12 protein-coding genes are annotated in these 16,211 nt (G+C 62.8%); 7 read left to right on the forward strand and 5 right to left on the reverse strand.

All coding sequences use genetic code 11. The features are described from left to right. Positions 1-16: 16 nt before the first annotated feature. Positions 17-1,159 carry an alkane 1-monooxygenase gene (locus DEM26_RS09280; RefSeq protein WP_109172253.1) on the forward strand — a complete coding sequence of 381 codons (1,143 nt, stop codon included), beginning with the start codon at positions 17-19 and terminating at the stop codon, positions 1,157-1,159. A 66-nt stretch (positions 1,160-1,225) separates the two neighbouring features. Here the strand turns inward: DEM26_RS09280 and DEM26_RS09285 are convergent, their stop codons facing one another. Next, positions 1,226-1,861, reverse strand: coding sequence for an alpha-ketoglutarate-dependent dioxygenase AlkB family protein (locus DEM26_RS09285; protein WP_109172254.1), 636 nt, complete (start codon positions 1,859-1,861; stop codon positions 1,226-1,228). 182 nt (positions 1,862-2,043) lie between these two features. Between DEM26_RS09285 and dnaK the strand changes: the two genes are divergently transcribed. The 3 genes from dnaK to radC all read left to right on the forward strand — a co-directional run bounded on the left by dnaK (position 2,044) and on the right by radC (position 6,055). After that, positions 2,044-3,960: a molecular chaperone DnaK gene (gene dnaK, locus DEM26_RS09290; RefSeq protein ID WP_088719886.1), complete on the forward strand. Its 1,917-nt coding sequence runs from the start codon at positions 2,044-2,046 to the stop codon at positions 3,958-3,960. 74 nt (positions 3,961-4,034) lie between these two features. Further along, positions 4,035-5,198: a molecular chaperone DnaJ gene (gene dnaJ, locus DEM26_RS09295; protein WP_075775235.1), complete on the forward strand. Its 1,164-nt coding sequence runs from the start codon at positions 4,035-4,037 to the stop codon at positions 5,196-5,198. A gap of 95 nt (positions 5,199-5,293) precedes the next feature. Then, positions 5,294-6,055 carry a RadC family protein gene (gene radC, locus DEM26_RS09300; RefSeq protein ID WP_109172362.1) on the forward strand — a complete coding sequence of 254 codons (762 nt, stop codon included), beginning with the start codon at positions 5,294-5,296 and terminating at the stop codon, positions 6,053-6,055. On the opposite strand, the gene DEM26_RS09305 is transcribed toward radC, so the two are convergent. Together DEM26_RS09305 and secA are read right to left on the reverse strand one after the other, a co-directional pair. Next, complete coding sequence (locus tag DEM26_RS09305) at positions 6,046-7,035, reverse strand: hypothetical protein (protein WP_109172255.1); 990 nt, start codon at positions 7,033-7,035, stop codon at positions 6,046-6,048. The genes radC and DEM26_RS09305 overlap by 10 nt on opposite strands. 205 nt (positions 7,036-7,240) lie before the next feature. After that, positions 7,241-9,943, reverse strand: coding sequence for a preprotein translocase subunit SecA (gene secA / locus DEM26_RS09310; RefSeq protein WP_088719888.1), 2,703 nt, complete (start codon positions 9,941-9,943; stop codon positions 7,241-7,243). 181 nt (positions 9,944-10,124) lie between these two features. Between secA and DEM26_RS09315 the strand changes: the two genes are divergently transcribed. The 3 genes from DEM26_RS09315 to mutT are packed head-to-tail and all read left to right on the forward strand — an operon-like array spanning position 10,125 to position 12,834. Beyond that, complete coding sequence (locus DEM26_RS09315) at positions 10,125-11,039, forward strand: peptidylprolyl isomerase (protein ID WP_075775232.1); 915 nt, start codon at positions 10,125-10,127, stop codon at positions 11,037-11,039. A 20-nt stretch (positions 11,040-11,059) separates the two neighbouring features. After that, on the forward strand, positions 11,060-12,439 hold the full coding sequence (gene argJ, locus DEM26_RS09320) for a bifunctional glutamate N-acetyltransferase/amino-acid acetyltransferase ArgJ (protein WP_109172256.1): 1,380 nt from the start codon (positions 11,060-11,062) through the stop codon (positions 12,437-12,439). Then, entirely contained in the window at positions 12,436-12,834 is a 399-nt protein-coding gene (gene mutT, locus DEM26_RS09325) for an 8-oxo-dGTP diphosphatase MutT (protein WP_075775231.1), read from the forward strand. The genes argJ and mutT overlap by 4 nt, the downstream gene beginning before the upstream one ends. 219 nt (positions 12,835-13,053) lie before the next feature. Here the strand turns inward: mutT and infB are convergent, their stop codons facing one another. Together infB and DEM26_RS09335 are read right to left on the reverse strand one after the other, a co-directional pair. Next, the gene (infB, locus tag DEM26_RS09330) at positions 13,054-15,582 is read right to left on the reverse strand and encodes a translation initiation factor IF-2 (protein ID WP_075775230.1); all 2,529 of its coding nucleotides are present in this window, start codon (positions 15,580-15,582) and stop codon (positions 13,054-13,056) included. Next, entirely contained in the window at positions 15,579-16,208 is a 630-nt protein-coding gene (locus DEM26_RS09335; protein WP_075775229.1) for an RNA-binding protein, read from the reverse strand. Before DEM26_RS09335 ends, infB begins: the two co-directional genes overlap by 4 nt. Positions 16,209-16,211: the final 3 nt, after the last annotated feature.

The following is a 16,211-nucleotide window of genomic DNA, read 5'->3' on the forward strand; positions in this document are numbered from 1 at the left end:
CGCTCACGAGGCCCCGATGTCCAGCCGCGACGAAATCCGCCGCCCCTCGCACGCCCTGCCCTTCTGGCTATCGCTCGGCACCGTGCCGCTGGCGGGGATCGAGGCGTGGTTCGGCGGCTGGACCTTGATCCTGCTGCCCGCCTATGCGTGGTGGCTGACGACGGTGCTCGACCAGCTGCTGGGGCGTAACGAGGACCAGCCCGACACGGAAACGCCCGAGGACGACCTGTTCTGGTACCGCGCAATCACGTTGATCTGGTTCCCGATTCAGGCGGCAGTGATCTTCGGCACGATCTGGTGGGTGACGCATACCGATCACCTGAACGGCTTCGAGATCGTCGCCCTGATGTTCGGCGTGGGCGTGATCTCGGGCACGATCGGCATAGTCTATGCGCATGAGCTGCTCCACCAGAAGTCCAGGCTGGAACGCTGGCTGGGCGACCTGCTGCTGGCCACAGTCCTTTATTCCCATTTCCGGACCGAGCATCTGCTGGTCCATCACCTCTGGGTCGGCACGCCGCGCGATGCGGTCTCGGCACGCTACAACGAAGGGTTTCACCGCTTCTTCTGGCGGGTGATCTTTGAATGCCCCCGCTCCGCCTGGAAAGCCGAGAAGCTGAAACTGAGCCGCGCGGGCCGCCCGGTCTGGCACCGCTCCAACCCGTTCTGGCGCTACGGCGCATTGCAGGTGCTGGCGCTGGTCGTGGCGGCGCTGCTCGGCGGATGGATGGGGCTCGGCCTGTTCCTGCTGCAGGCCCTCTTCGCGGTCTGGCAGCTGGAGTTGACCAACTATGTCGAGCATTACGGCCTGACCCGGCAATACAAGGGCGAGGGGCGTTACGAACATGTCCTCCCGCGCCATAGCTGGAACGCCGATCACACGGCCTCGAACTGGCTGCTGATCAACCTGCAGCGCCACTCAGATCACCATTACAAACCCGATCGCCGCTTCCCGCTGCTGCAGACCTACGATGCCGAGGAAGCCCCGCAGCTGCCCTTCGGCTATCCCGGTATGACGGCGCTCGCGATGATCCCGCCGCTCTGGCGCCGCCGGATGAACCCGCGCGTGCGGGCGTGGCGGCGGAAATACTACCCGGATGTCGAGGACTGGACGCCCTATAACACGGGCATGACGCCGTTGCCGCGCGGCTCTTTCTGACGCGCCCCTTCCTCTTGATGAAAATATCCCCGCCGGAGGCTCCCGCCGGCGCAGCCCGCACAGGCCTCAGGTCACGACGCGCATCGTCAGGTTGATCCGCCCGCCCTTCGGCATCAGCGGCGAGGTGCCGGGCTTCACGCGGTCGATTCCATGATAAAGGAGCCGCGCCTCGCCCCCCATCACCATCACGTCACCCGAACGCAGCCAGATGCTTTCGGTCTTTCCGCCGCGGGTACGGTTGCCGATGCGGAACAGCCCGTCATCGCCCAGCGAGACCGAGACAACGGGCTGGTCGAAATCCTGCTCGTCGCGATCCTGATGCATCCCCATCTTCGCACCTTCGCCGTAGAAGTTGATGAGGCAGCATTCGGGGGCGCGACTCGTGCCCGAGACCGCCTCCCAGATATCGAGGATCGGTTGCGGTATCGCGGGCCACGGTTGCCCGTCGGGATGAGTCTCGGAATATCGGTAGCCGCGTCGGTCGGAGATCCAGCCGAAGCGCCCGGCCGAGGTCATGCGCACCGACATCGGCTTGCCGTAAGGGGTCATCGGCGAGAAAAGCGGTGCCTGCGCCACGACGCTACGCAGCGTCTCGATCAGCGCCTTTTGCTCCTCGAGACCGAGCCAGCCGGGGTAATGCCGGAAGCCACGGATCTCCTGCGGGTCGGGGCGAGATATTGCGTGTTTCGGATTTTCTGTCATTTTCTCGCAATCTTCCTCGGGGGAGCCTTCTTGCAGGCCGATTTTCCCCTCCTTATATACGCTTCGAAGCCGATGGCGGACCACACCGCCAGATAGCAGAACATGAAACCGAAACCCAAGGGATAGGGGCCGGGGGCCTGAATGGACCCGTTCCCCGTCATATCGCCAAGAGAGGTAACATCATGGGTAAAGTCATTGGTATCGACCTCGGGACCACGAACTCCTGCGTCGCCATCATGGATGGCGCACAGCCCCGAGTGATCGAAAACTCCGAAGGGGCACGCACCACCCCCTCGATCGTCGCCTATACTGACGACGAACGTCTGGTCGGCCAGCCGGCGAAACGCCAGGCGGTCACCAACCCCTCGAACACCGTCTTCGCCGTGAAGCGCCTGATCGGTCGCCGCACCACGGACGCGGAAGTCGAGAAGGACAAGAAACTCGTTCCCTATTCCATCGTCGACGGCGGCAATGGCGACGCATGGGTCGAAGTGAAGGGCGAGAAATATTCCCCCGCACAGGTTTCGGCCGTGATCCTTCAGAAGATGAAGGAAACCGCCGAGAGCTATCTGGGCGAAGAAGTCACGCAGGCCGTCATCACCGTGCCTGCCTACTTCAACGACGCCCAGCGTCAGGCCACCAAAGACGCTGGCAAGATCGCCGGTCTCGAAGTGCTGCGCATCATCAACGAGCCGACCGCGGCTGCGCTGGCCTATGGCCTCGACAAGAAAGAATCGAAAACCATCGCGGTCTATGACCTTGGCGGGGGTACCTTCGACATCACCATCCTCGAGATCGACGACGGTCTCTTCGAAGTGAAATCGACCAACGGCGATACGTTCCTCGGCGGTGAAGACTTCGACATGCGCATCGTCAACTACCTCGCTGACGAGTTCAAAAAAGAGCATGGCGTTGACCTCACCAAGGACAAGATGGCGCTGCAGCGTCTGAAGGAAGCTGCCGAGAAAGCGAAGATCGAACTGTCGAGCTCGAGCCAGACCGAGATCAACCAGCCCTTCATCTCGATGGGCAAGGACGGCACTCCGCTGCACATGGTCATGAAACTGACCCGTGCGAAGCTGGAGAGCCTCGTGAGCGATCTCATCAAGGCCTCGCTGAAGCCCTGCGCCGCCGCGCTGAAGGATGCCGGCGTCTCCAAGGACGAGATCGACGAAGTCGTGCTCGTCGGCGGTATGACCCGTATGCCGAAAGTCGTGCAGGAAGTGACCGGCTTCTTCGGCAAGGAGCCCCATAAGGGCGTGAACCCGGATGAGGTCGTGGCGCTCGGTGCGGCCATTCAGGCAGGCGTTCTGCAAGGTGACGTGAAAGACGTCGTCCTGCTCGACGTGACGCCGCTGTCGCTCGGTATCGAGACGCTGGGTGGCGTGTTCACCCGCCTGATCGATCGCAACACGACGATCCCGACGAAGAAGAGCCAGGTGTTCTCCACTGCGGAAGACAACCAGAACGCGGTGACGATCCGGGTCTTCCAGGGTGAGCGCGAGATGGCTGCCGACAACAAGATGCTCGGCATGTTCAACCTCGAGGACATCCCGCCGGCCCCGCGCGGCATGCCGCAGATCGAAGTGACCTTCGACATCGACGCGAACGGTATTGTCTCCGTTTCGGCGAAGGACAAGGGCACCGGCAAGGAGCAGAAGATCACGATCCAGGCGTCCGGCGGCCTGTCCGACGAAGAGATCGAAAAAATGGTTCAGGACGCCGAGGCGAACGCCGACGCGGACAAGTCCCGCAAGGAACTGGTCGAAACCAAGAACCAGGGCGAATCGCTGCTGCACTCGACCCGCAAGTCGCTCGAAGAGCATGGCGACAAGGTCGATGCCTCGACCGTCGAAGCGATCGAACTCGCGGCCAACGCGCTTGAGGAAGCCCTCAAGACCGATGAAGCCGGCAAGATCAAAGGCGCGATCCAGAACCTGACGGATGCGGCGATGAAACTCGGCGAGGCCATCTACAAGGCCGAGCAGGAGAAAGCCGGTCAGGGCGAGAGCTCCAACGACGAAGACAGCCCGCGCGATGTCGATGACGATATCGTCGACGCTGACTTCGAAGATCTGGGCGAGGACGAGCGCAAGTAATTGCGCATGGAATGTCGGGCGGGCCTGCCTTTTCCAAGGGCGGGCCCGCCTGCGTTCCGCCAAGGGGGTAACCAATGGCAAAACGCGACTATTACGACGTTCTGGGAACTGCCAAAGGCGCCTCGGCCGAAGAGATCAAGAAAGCCTATCGCAAGAAGGCGAAAGAGCTTCATCCCGATCGAAATTCCGACAATCCCGATGCCGAGGCCCAGTTCAAGGAAGTGAACGAGGCTTATGACGTCCTCAAGGACGCCGAGAAGAAGGCGGCTTACGACCGGTTCGGTCATGCGGCGTTCGAAGGCGGCATGGGCGGCGGGCGTCCGGGCGGCGGTTATGGCGGCGCGGGCGGTCAGGGCGACTTCGCCTCGGCCTTCTCCGACGTCTTCGAAGACCTGTTCGGCGACTTCATGGGCGGCGGCAGAGGCGGTCCCGGCGGTGGGCGTTCGCGCGCACAGCGAGGCTCCGACCTGCGCTACAATATGCGCGTAACGCTCGAAGAGGCGTATCGCGGCACCCACAAGACGATCAACGTGCCGAGCTCGGCCGCCTGTACGGCGTGTAACGGCTCCGGCGCGGAGGGCGGCTCCGAGCCGCAGACCTGTCCGACCTGTTCCGGTCTGGGCAAGGTGCGCGCGCAGAACGGCTTCTTCACGGTAGAGCGGACCTGCCCGACCTGCGGTGGTCAGGGTCAGGTGGTGAAGAACCCCTGCAAGGTCTGCCATGGCGCAGGCCGCGTGGAGGTCGATCGCCAGCTTCAGGTTAACATCCCTCCGGGGGTCGAGACCGGCACCCGCATCCGTCACGCCGGCGAAGGCGAGGCGGGGCTGCGTGGCGGTCCGTCGGGCGATCTCTACATCTTCATCGAGGTCCAGCCGCACGCGATCTTCGAACGCGAAGGCACCGATCTGCATTGCCGCGTGCCGGTCAGCATGGCGACCGCAGCCCTTGGGGGCGAGGTCGAGGTGCCGACGATAGACGGTGGCCGCAGCCGCGTTAAAATCCCGGCAGGCAGCCAATCGGGCCGCCAGATGCGCCTTCGCGGCAAGGGTATGCCCGCGCTGCGCGGCGGCGGGTCCGGCGACATGTTCATCGAACTGGCCGTCGAAACCCCGGTGAACCTGACCGCACGGCAGAAGGAAATCCTCAAGGAGTTCCAGGGGATCGAAGCCGAGAACAACCCGGAAGGTGCGAGTTTCTTTAAGAAAGTCAAAAGCTTCTGGGATGGCATGACCCAGTGACAAACATAGGAAAGGCGCCTTCGGGCGCCTTTTTTCTTGGTCTGACAGAGGGCGATTAAGGCTTTCTTCAATCCGAATCGTTCATGGTCTGTTTCATGGACCAGACGCCCCATCATATGGAGGAGCCTCCGCTGCCGCTGTTTGCCAGCGGGACTGCGGTCCGTCCGCCGCCGCGTGCGTCCAAACCTTCCTATCTGCTCGACCACCGGCACCGGCTGCGCACGCGGTTCATGGAAGGCGGCGCGCGGGCCCTGCCCGATTACGAGCTACTCGAACTGGTGCTGTTTCGCGCCATTCCCCGGCAGGATGTGAAGCCCCTCGCCCGCCGCCTGATCCAGACCTTTGGCGATTTCGGGCGGGTGGTCTCCGCCCCGCCGAACCGGCTGCGACAGGTGACCGGCGTCGGGGAGGCTGTGGTGATCGAGTTGAAGCTGGTCGAGGCGTCAGCACAAAGGCTCGCGCGGTCGAAGGTGATGCATCGCCCCGTGCTCAGTTCGTGGCAGGCGCTTGTCGATTACTGCCACATGGCGATGTCCCATGCCGAGACGGAGCAATTCCGCCTGCTGCTGCTGGATCGGAAAAACGCGCTGATCGCGGATGAGGAACAGGGCCGCGGCACGGTCGATCATGTCCCGGTCTATCCGCGCGAGGTGATGAAGCGTGCGCTGGAGGCAAATGCCTCGGCGCTGATACTCGTCCATAATCATCCCTCTGGCGATCCCACTCCGTCAGAGGCGGACATCGTCCTGACCCGACAGATCGACGAGGCAGCGAAGCTCTTCGGCATCGTGCTTCATGATCACCTGATCCTCGGAAAGGGTTGCGAGATCAGCCTACGCTCGGAGGGTTACTTTTGAGCGGTCAGGCCCTGAGATTCGAACCCGTCAAGCGGCAGAACCACCGTGCCGCCATCGGAGGGGCAAGCGGGCAGATCGAGCGTGATCGGCATCGCGGCAGTCCCCGTGCCATGCATCCGCATCAGGCGCCCGCCGACGGATTTACCGCAATCCTCGGGTGAAAAACTCGCCTCCAACTGCAGCCGGAGATCTGTAAGGGTCTTGGGTGCAGTATAGATCTCGATGCGCTTGCCATCGGCGGCGGTGAAGCTTTGCATATACCCGCCCAGCGACGTGTCCGGCGAACGCGGCTTCGTCGCGTCGAGGTGGCCAGCGTCGTCGAACTGCGCGCCGTTCTCATAGGCGTTGAGATGCAAAGGGCTCTCGGCCTTCGTCACCCAGATCGCCCGGTTGATCTTATCAAGGCCGGAGGCTCCGGCTTCCAGCTGCGCGATCATCGCACCGTCAGCAGTGACTTGCAGCGATGTCGTGGGCGCGAGAAGCGGCAGCACCGCCTCGAAAACCCCCGACGCATCCGTTTGCCCCGCGATCGAGAGCGATTCGTCACGGATCGCCAGATTCGTATCGGGATGGCACGGCGCGTTCAGTTCCAGCTTGGTCAAGCCGTCTCCGACTGGGCTCACCGACAGCACCGGGTTGTCGCAATCGGTGGCACCGGTTTTCAGCGGCATCGGTTGCGGCAGAGGCGCGTTGAACTGGTCGCCAGAGGTGCGCACAGTCGCCGGAACGATCCCGACGCCGGGATCGGTCGCAAAATGATAGACTGGAGGATTGCGCAGCACGGTTTTCGAAATCAGCCGGACCTTTGGCTCTTCGCGGGGCGGCGCGACACGCTTTTCCCAGGACTCGCTTCCGACCGAGCTGGCGACCAAAGACGCACCGAGTTGCGGACGCGGGCCCACGCTTTGCATCACATGACCAGTCGCGGCGGCGAGCAGGAATGTCGCTCCGATCATGGAAATCTTGCGAATGGTGCGCATCGCCGCCTCGAACTCGGTCTTAGAAAACTGCTTAATTTTTTCCTAATGGCCGAAAGCGGCGAAGCTGGGGCGCGATTGGGGAAATCGTGCACCCATAGCTGGCTTTGGGTGGGGTCACCCTGCCAAGAGAGTCAACGACTCCAACAAGATATGGAAAAGGCGGCCGAAGCCGCCTCAACTTTGCCATATTCCCGTCAGAGTTGTGTCAAACGAGCTGCCCGTGGCAATGCTTGAACTTTTTGCCCGAGCCGCAGGGGCAGGGATCGTTCCGCGACGGCTCGCCCCAGGTTGCCGGATTGGTCTCATCGAAGCCCGGCAGCGGCTCTCCCACCACCTCGACCTCGGGCGCAGCCTCGGCCGCCGGCGCCTCGGCGGGCGCGAGCTGCTGCTGTTGCGCTTGCATCATCTGCGCCTGCTCTTCTTCGGTTAGCGGGCGGATGCGGGCCAGCTGCTGGGTCACGTCCGAGCGCAAACTGTCGAGCATGATCTCGAACAGCTGGAAGCCCTCGGTCTTGAATTCCGAAAGCGGATCGCGCTGCGCATAACCGCGGAAACCGATGGTCTGGCGCAGCTGATCGAGCGTAACCAGATGTTCGCGCCATTTCGCGTCGATGATCTGCAGCAGGACCTGCTTTTCGATCATCTGCATCGTGTCGGCACCGAAGGCTTCGGCTTTCTCGGCCATCAGCGTATCGGTCGCCTCTTCGAGACGCTCGGTGACGACCTCCTGATCGACGCCCTCTTCCTCGGCCCATTCCGCGATCGGAACGTCGAGGTTGAGCTGCTCGATCACCGCCTGATGCATCCCTTCGACATCCCATTGATCGGCATAGGATTTCGGCGGCATGTAGCGGTCCACGAGATCTTCGATCACTTGCACGCGCATATCGCGGGTGATCTCGCCGACCTCTTCGGTTTCCATGATTTCGCGACGCTGCGAGAAGACCGCTTTCCGCTGGTCGTTCATCACGTCATCGAATTTCAGAAGCTGCTTGCGTATGTCGAAGTTGCGGCCTTCGACCTTCGCCTGCGCACGCTCGAGCGACTTGTTCACCCACGGGTGGACGATCGCTTCGCCCTCTTTCATGCCCAGCTTCGAGAGGACCGAATCGAGCTTGTCGGAGCCGAAGATCCGCATCAGGTCGTCTTCCAGCGACAGGAAGAACAGCGAACGGCCCGGGTCACCCTGACGGCCCGAACGGCCGCGCAGCTGGTTGTCGATGCGGCGGCTTTCGTGGCGCTCGGTCGCGAGAACGAACAGGCCGCCCGCTTCCAGAACCTTCGCCTTTTCCTCGGCGGTCGCCGCGTCGATCCGCTTGCGGACCTCTTCGGGATCGGCGTCGGGATTCGCAGCGAGTTCGTCCTGAACGCGCATCTCGACATTACCGCCGAGCTGAATGTCAGTGCCGCGGCCAGCCATGTTGGTCGCAATGGTCACCGCACCCAGACGACCGGCCTCGGCGACGATGGTCGCTTCCTGCTCGTGCTGACGGGCGTTGAGGACGTTGTGCTTGATGCCGGCCTTCTTGAGCATATCCGAGAGCATCTCGGATTTCTCGATCGAGGTGGTACCGACCAGCATCGGCTGCCCCTTCTCGTGGGCCTTCTTGATCGCCTCAACGACAGCGTCGTATTTCTCCTGCGCCGTGCGGTAGACGCGGTCATGTTCGTCTTTCCGCGCGATCGGACGGTTGGTCGGAATCTCGACCACGCCCAGCGAGTAGATCTCGGCGAATTCCTCGGCCTCGGTGGCCGCGGTACCGGTCATGCCGCCGAGCTTGTCGTAGAGACGGAAGTAGTTCTGGAAGGTGACCGAGGCGAGCGTCACGTTCTCGGGCTGAATATCGACGCCTTCCTTGGCTTCGATCGCCTGATGCAGCCCTTCCGAGAGGCGGCGCCCCTTCATCATGCGGCCAGTGAATTCGTCGATCAGCACGACCTCGCCCGATTGCACGACGTAGTTCTGATCCTTGAAGAACAGCTTGTGGGCGCGCAGGGCCTGGTTGACGTGGTGCACGATGGTCGTGCTTTCCGGATCGTAAAGCGACTGCCCCTCGGGCAGAACGCCTGCCTCCAGCAGGAGGTTTTCGAGGAAGTCGTTGCCCTCTTCGGTGAAGGTCGCTGTGCGGGCCTTCTCGTCGATGGTGTAATGATCTTCGGTCAGGCTCGGGATGAACTTGTCGAGCGTGATATACAGCTCCGAGCGGTCGTCGGACGGGCCCGAGATGATCAGCGGCGTGCGCGCCTCGTCGATGAGGATCGAGTCGACCTCGTCGATGATCGCGTAGAAATGGCCGCGCTGCATCATCTGGTCGACCGAGGTCTTCATGTTGTCGCGCAGATAATCGAAGCCGAGCTCGTTATTCGTAGAATAGGTGATGTCGGCGGCGTAGGCCTGCTTCTTCTCGGGCTCGGCCTGGAAGGGCACGACGACGCCGGTGGTCAGACCCAGCGCACCGTAGACCTTGCTCATCCATTCCGCGTCGCGCCGCGCGAGATAGTCGTTCACGGTGACGACATGCACGCCCTTGCCCGCCAGCGCGTTCAGGTAGGCCGGGAAGGTCGCGACGAGGGTTTTCCCTTCGCCCGTCTTCATCTCGGCGATGTTGCCCTGATGCAGGAAGATGCCACCGATCAGCTGCACGTCGAAGGCCCGCAGGCCGAGTGCACGCTTCGCGGCTTCGCGGCAGTTGGCGAAGGCTTCGGGCAGAATCTTGTCGAGGCTCTCGCCCTCTTCCTGCACGCGGCGCTGAAAATCGCGCGTCTTTTCGATGATCTGTTCGTCGGAGAGGGCTGCGTATTCCTCCTCCAGCGCGTTGATCTTGGCCACCAGCGGGCGCACCGATTTCACCTTACGATCATTCGACGTGCCGAAGACCTTCTTCGCGAGTGTTCCGATGCCGAGCATGTAATCTCCGAGGGTAGCTGACCAGATCGTTATTCCCTGTGCCTTGCCGCATAGGGTTTGCTTGCCTAGAAGAGCTAGCGAAACAAGGCCGAAACGGCTCTTACAGACCCTTGGCGATGTAAGGGGCGACTGCCAGAGTGTCAACGCCGCCTAAAGACGCGGCAGAAAGGAAGTGGCAAGGATGCCGAATCTGACGAAACTGCTTGCGAGCGTAGCGATCTGCGCGATGACTGCCGGAATCGCACAGGCAGAGGACGCAAAAGCGCCTGCACCCGCTGGGGATACCGCGAAATCGGAAACCGCCGCCAAGCCGCGCACCGACCTGAGCGCCGACACTGTCGTGGCTACCGTCAATGGCCAGGACATCACGCTTGGCATGATGCAAACCGTGCGCGACGGCCTGCCCGCGCAATACCAGCAGCTGCCCGACGACAAGCTGTTCGACGGCGTCCTGCAGCAGCTGATCCAGCAGACCGCGCTCGCACAGCTCGAGGAAAAGCGCATCACCCAGCGCGATAAGATCGCCCTTGAAGTGCAAAAGCGCGCTTACCTGTCGGGTGCGTTCCTCAACTACACCGCCGACAAGGCCGTGACCGACGAAGCCGTGCAGAAAGCCTATGACGCGAAATACGCCAAGGCCGAGCCGACCAAGGAATATCACGCCGCCCATATCATCGTGAAAACCAAGGAAGAGGCCGAGAAGATCAAGAAAGAGATCGATAACGGCGCCGACTTCGCGGAACTGGCGAAGAAGAACTCGACCGATGGCGCTGCGGCGAATGGCGGCGATCTGGGCTGGTTTAAGCTCGACGCGATGGTCAAGCCCTTCGCGGACGAGGTCGCGGGCATGAAGGAAGGCGAAGTCGCCGGTCCGATCCAGACCCAATACGGCTGGCACGTGGTGAAGCTGCTCGGCACCAAGATGGTCGATGCCCCGAAACTGGCCGATGTGCGCAAGAAGCTGGTGGGCGATATTCGCCAGGAGGCTGTGCAAAACCGCGTAAAGGCTGTTGTGGACGAAGCCAAAATCGACAAGATGACCGACGGGATTGATCCGAGCGTTCTGAAAGATCAGTCCATCCTGGGTAGCAACTGATCGATCAAAAGGCGGGCGCGATGGCGAAGAAAAAGTCGAAGGACACCAAGGAGCTGAAGGCCAAGGTCAAAAAGCTCCGCGCCAAGGTGAAGGCGCTGAAGTCCGACCTTTCCGACGCGCCCGCCCCTGCCGCGCCTGCGGCACAGACCAAGGCGAAATCGGTCACGATCTCGCCGCTCGCCCCCGCGAAATTTCCCGATCTTCCGGAAATCGCGGGGGTCGAATTCGCCTCCGCTGCGGCGGGGGTCAAATATGCCGGTCGCACCGACGTGATGCTGGCGCGGATTACGCCGGGCGCTTCGATCGCGGGCGTGTTCACCACGTCCTCCACCCGCGCGGCCTGCGTTCTCGATTGTCAGGAAAAGCTTGCGATGCGCGCGCCGGACGACGCCGGTGCCGCGATCATAGTCAACTCCGGCAATGCCAACGCGTTCACCGGGAAACGCGGTCAGGAGAGCGTCGACAAGGTCACCGGAGCGGTGGCTCAGGCGCTCGACATGCCGATCAGCCGCGTGTTCTCCTCCTCCACCGGCGTCATTGGCGAGCCGCTTCCCCATGACAAGATCGTCGCGGTGATCGACAGCCTGACGCAGCGCCTCTCCCCTGCCGGGATCGAGGATGCCGCGCGCGCGATCATGACGACCGATACCTATCCCAAAGGCGCCTTTGCCGAAGTTCAGGGCGAAGGCGGCAAGATCAAGATCGCCGGGATCGCGAAAGGCTCTGGGATGATCGCGCCGAACATGGCGACGATGCTGGTCTATATCTTCACCGATGCGAAAATCACGCCGGCGCGGCTGCAAAAGATGCTGTCGCGGCAGGTGGATGACACGTTCAACGCGATCACCGTGGACAGCGATACGTCGACCTCGGATGCGCTGATCGTCGCGGCGACCGGGAAATCCGACGCCGCCGAGATCGCCGATCTGCGCTCGGAGCCGGCGAAGGCGTTCGAGGCCGGTCTGCGCGGCGTGATGATGGATCTGGCCCATCAGGTCGTGAAAGACGGCGAAGGCGCCACCAAGTTCGTCGAGATCCGCGTGACGCGGGCGCGCTCGAACGAGGACGCGCATAAGATCGCGATGTCGATCGCGAATTCGCCGCTGGTGAAGACCGCGATCGCGGGCGAGGACGCGAACTGGGGCCGCGTCGTGGCGGCCGTCGGCAAGTCCGGGGCCGAGGCCGATCGCGACAAGCTCAAGATTTCCTTCGGGGACATGGTGGTGGCCGAGAAAGGCTGGCGCGTGCCGGATTACTCCGAGGAGGCCGCGAGCGCCTATATGAAGAATGACGAGTTGGTGATTGGCGTCGATCTCGGGCTCGGTCGCGCATCGAAATCGGTCTGGACCTGCGATCTCACCCACCGCTACATCGACATTAACGCGGATTATCGTTCGTGAAGATGGTTCTGGTATCCGCCGTCGCCCTGATTGACGCCGACGGGCGCGTGCTTCTGGCACAGCGCCCCGAGGGCAAGTCGATGGCAGGTCTGTGGGAGTTTCCCGGTGGCAAGGTCGAGCCGGGCGAGACGCCCGAGGCCGCGCTGATCCGCGAGCTGGACGAAGAACTGGGCATCCAGACCCATCAGAGCTGCCTCGCGCCGCTGACCTTCGCCAGCCACGCCTATGACGACTTTCACCTGCTGATGCCGCTCTTTGCCTGCCGCAAGTGGCAGGGGATCGTCAGCCCCCGCGAGGGACAAACGCTCGCCTGGGCGCGGGCGCGCGATCTGCGCGATTACGAGATGCCGCCAGCGGATATCCCGCTGATCCCCATCCTGCGCGACTGGCTCTGAGCGGAGTCCGGACGCGATTAACCTTCGTGATCCTGTCCGCAATCTCTCGCACCTGCCCAGCCTCGGTTCACTTATTTGTCGCGGATCCTCCTGAGCTTGCGCTTCTAGCGGGCGCGCAAAGTAAGAACCGCACGCCCAGAGCCCGCACATCACAACCACAAATGCAAAACGGGGGCGCGAAGGCCCCCGTTTTCATATCTGTAGGATGGTCCCGAAGGATCAGAGCGTCCGCTCGACCTCTTCGCGCTCGAAAATCTCGATGACATCGCCGGGGCGGATATCGTCGTATTTCTCGAAGGCCATGCCGCATTCCTGACCGGAGGGCACTTCCTTGACCTCGTCCTTGAAGCGCTTGAGCGTCTTCAGCGTGCCTTCGTGGATCACCACGTTGTCACGCAGCAGGCGCACGCCAGCCGAACGACGGGCGACACCCTCGGTGACGCGGCAACCAGCAACCTTGCCGACGCCGGTGACCTTGAACACTTCGAGGATCTCGGCATAGCCGATGAAGTGTTCGCGGATCTCGGCCGACAGGAGGCCCGAAGCGGCAGCTTTGATGTCGTCCACCAGATCGTAGATGATCGAGTAGTAGCGGATCTCGACGCCCTTCTGGTTCGCGGCGTTGCGCGCAGGCGCATTGGCACGAACGTTGAACCCGATGACCGGCGCGTTGGACGCCTCGGCCAGCGTGATGTCGGATTCGGTGATTGCACCGACGCCCGAATGCAGCACACGGACGCGCACCTCTTCGTTGCCGACCTTCTCGAGCGCCTGAACGATCGCTTCCGCCGAGCCCTGCACGTCGGCCTTCACCAGCACGGGCAGTTCGGTGACGCTTTCGTCGGCCTTGGCTTTCGCCATCAGCTGTTCCAGCGTCGTCGCGGCACCGGCAGCGGCGCGTTTGTCCTTCGCAGCCTGCTCGCGGTATTCGGCGATCTCGCGGGCCTGCGCCTCGGTTTCGACGACGTTGAGAACGTCGCCAGCCTCGGGCGTGCCGTTGATGCCGAGCACCTCGACCGGAACCGACGGACCGGCCTCATCGACGCGGTCGCCCTTGTCGTTGATCAGCGCGCGGACCTTACCCCACTGCTCGCCGACGACGAAGATGTCGCCTTTGCGCAGCGTGCCATTCTGCACCAGCACCGTCGCGACCGGACCGCGGCCAACGTCGAGCTTCGCCTCGATCACCGCACCTTGCGCGGCGCGATCGGGGTTCGCCTTCAGTTCGAGCAGTTCGGCCTGAAGCGCGATCGCTTCGAGCAGTTCGTCGAGACCCTTGCCGGTCTTCGCCGAAACTTCCACGTCCTGCACGTCACCCGACATCTCTTCGACGACGACTTCGTGCTGCAGCAGCTCGGTGCGGACCTTCTGGGCGTTCGCCTCGGGCTTGTCGCACTTGTTGATCGCGACGATCATCGGAACGCCAGCGGCCTTCGAGTGATTGATCGCTTCGATGGTCTGCGGCATCACCGAGTCATCGGCCGCCACCACGAGCACCACGATATCGGTGACATTCGCACCGCGTGCACGCATCGAGGTAAAGGCCGCGTGGCCGGGCGTATCCAGGAAGGACAGCGTCGCGCCGCTCTCGGTCTGCACCTGATAGGCGCCGATGTGCTGCGTGATCCCGCCAGCCTCACCCGAGACGACGTTCGCCTTGCGGATCGCGTCGAGCAGCGAGGTCTTGCCGTGGTCGACGTGACCCATGATCGTGACGATCGGCGGGCGCGGCTGCAGATCTTCTTCCTTGTCGTCGACCTGATCGATGACCTGCTCGACATCCGCATCCGACACGCGCACGGCCTTATGACCGAATTCCTCGATCACATATTCGGCGGTATCGGCGTCGAGCGTCTGGTTCGCGGTGACCATCATGCCCATCTTCATGAGCGTTTTGACCACATCCGCGGCGCGCTCCGCCATACGGTTGGCGAGCTCCGACACGATGATCGTCTCGGGGAGCTGCACTTCGCGGGACTGCTTTTCAGCACGCTGCGTACCGCCCATCGCCTTCTGGCGCGCTTTTTCCTGCTTGCGCTTCATCGCGGCAAGCGAACGCTGGCGGCCTTCGCCACCCGAAAGCGCATCGCTCAAGGAGAGCTTGCCCGAACGGCGGTTGCCGCGGTCGTTGCCCTTGTTGTTACGATCGTTGTTGCGATCGTTGCGCGTGTCACGCTCGCGATCCGTCTTGCGCGGCCCCGAGGAGGAGACGCCCTTGGTCTCGGCGCGGGCAGCCGCTGCTTCGACCGCGGCCTGATCGACCGGCGCATCTTTCTTCGGTCCGCCCTTGCGGATCTCTTCTTTCTTCTTGTCGCGAAGTTCGGCCTCGCGCTTCTTGCGCTCGTCCTCTTCTTCCTTGGCCTTCAGGGCCGCTTCGCGTTCACGCTCCTCGCGCTCCTTGGCCTCAGCCTCGGCGCGACGACGCTCGCGCTCTTCTTCGCGGGCTTTTTCCTCGGCCTCGCGGGCGGCGGCCTCTTCGGCCTCGCGCGCCTTCGCGGCCTGAAGCGCCTTCAGGCGACGCTCCATCTCGGCGTCGGAAATCCCGGCGGGGCGCTTCGACGGATCGCCAAGGGAGGGTTTGTTGCCCCCGCCCTTACCAGCGCCTGCCGCCGGTTTGTTCAGCACCCGCTTCTTGCCTTTCGTCTCGACCACGACGTTCTTAGTGCGCCCGTGCGAGAAGCTTTGCTTCACCTGCCCGGGGCGCCCGCCGCCCAGTCCGAGAGTCTTTTTGCCGTCCGTATCGCTCATGCCGTCTTCGTATCCTTCATGGCGGTCTTGCCGCCGTCCTGCTTGCGTACGCCCGCAAGCCTCGATGCGTCTTCAATTACGCGCCGGGTGAGGCCACCGGCTGCAAGCGCGCCGTGTATCGCACGATCGCGGCCGAATGCCAAACCCAATTCCTGAGAGGTGAGGCAGCCGAACCAGCGCCCGCCTTCGGGCGTCCAAAGCTTGCCCTTGCCCCTGTCCGAGCCGTCGCTTGCCTGTAGCAGCACTTTCGCGCGCCCCTCGGCCAGCCAGCCCTTGACCTTCTCGAAGCCGACAATCGCTTTGCCGGCCTTTCGCTCCAGAGAAATAAGCTCCACAACGCGAGAGGCAAGGGCCTGTTCCACCAATTCCACCAGATTCTCAGGGGTTTTGACCGCCTGCTTGGCTGCACGGGGGAACAATCCCTTTTTCATCGCCGTCTCGATGATGCCGCGATCGGACGTCACCCAGATCCCGCGGCCGGGCAGCTTGCCCGCCACGTCCGGGTAGACCATCCCGTCGGGTCCGACCACGAAGCGGACAAGCCCCGCCTTCGGCTGAACATCGCCGGTGACGATGCAGCGCCGTTCGGGCTCGTCGTGATTTTTCGGCTTTCCGCCGCGACTCATCTA

The sequence above is a fragment of the Thioclava sp. NG1 genome, assembly GCF_003122275.1.
GTDB classification, from domain to species: Bacteria; Pseudomonadota; Alphaproteobacteria; order Rhodobacterales; family Rhodobacteraceae; genus Thioclava; species Thioclava nitratireducens.

Bases quoted from the DNA above. Each gene is read 5' to 3' on its own strand.
- DEM26_RS09335 (WP_075775229.1), bottom strand. From the start codon at position 16,208: ATGAGTCGCGGCGGAAAGCCGAAAAATCACGACGAGCCCGAACGGCGC.
- radC (WP_109172362.1), top strand. From the start codon at position 5,294: ATGGACCAGACGCCCCATCATATGGAGGAGCCTCCGCTGCCGCTGTTT.
- DEM26_RS09315 (WP_075775232.1), top strand. From the start codon at position 10,125: ATGCCGAATCTGACGAAACTGCTTGCGAGCGTAGCGATCTGCGCGATG.
- secA (WP_088719888.1), bottom strand. From the start codon at position 9,943: ATGCTCGGCATCGGAACACTCGCGAAGAAGGTCTTCGGCACGTCGAAT.
- argJ (WP_109172256.1), top strand. From the start codon at position 11,060: ATGGCGAAGAAAAAGTCGAAGGACACCAAGGAGCTGAAGGCCAAGGTC.
- DEM26_RS09285 (WP_109172254.1), bottom strand. From the start codon at position 1,861: ATGACAGAAAATCCGAAACACGCAATATCTCGCCCCGACCCGCAGGAG.
- dnaJ (WP_075775235.1), top strand. From the start codon at position 4,035: ATGGCAAAACGCGACTATTACGACGTTCTGGGAACTGCCAAAGGCGCC.
- DEM26_RS09305 (WP_109172255.1), bottom strand. From the start codon at position 7,035: ATGCGCACCATTCGCAAGATTTCCATGATCGGAGCGACATTCCTGCTC.
- dnaK (WP_088719886.1), top strand. From the start codon at position 2,044: ATGGGTAAAGTCATTGGTATCGACCTCGGGACCACGAACTCCTGCGTC.
- infB (WP_075775230.1), bottom strand. From the start codon at position 15,582: ATGAGCGATACGGACGGCAAAAAGACTCTCGGACTGGGCGGCGGGCGC.
- DEM26_RS09280 (WP_109172253.1), top strand. From the start codon at position 17: ATGTCCAGCCGCGACGAAATCCGCCGCCCCTCGCACGCCCTGCCCTTC.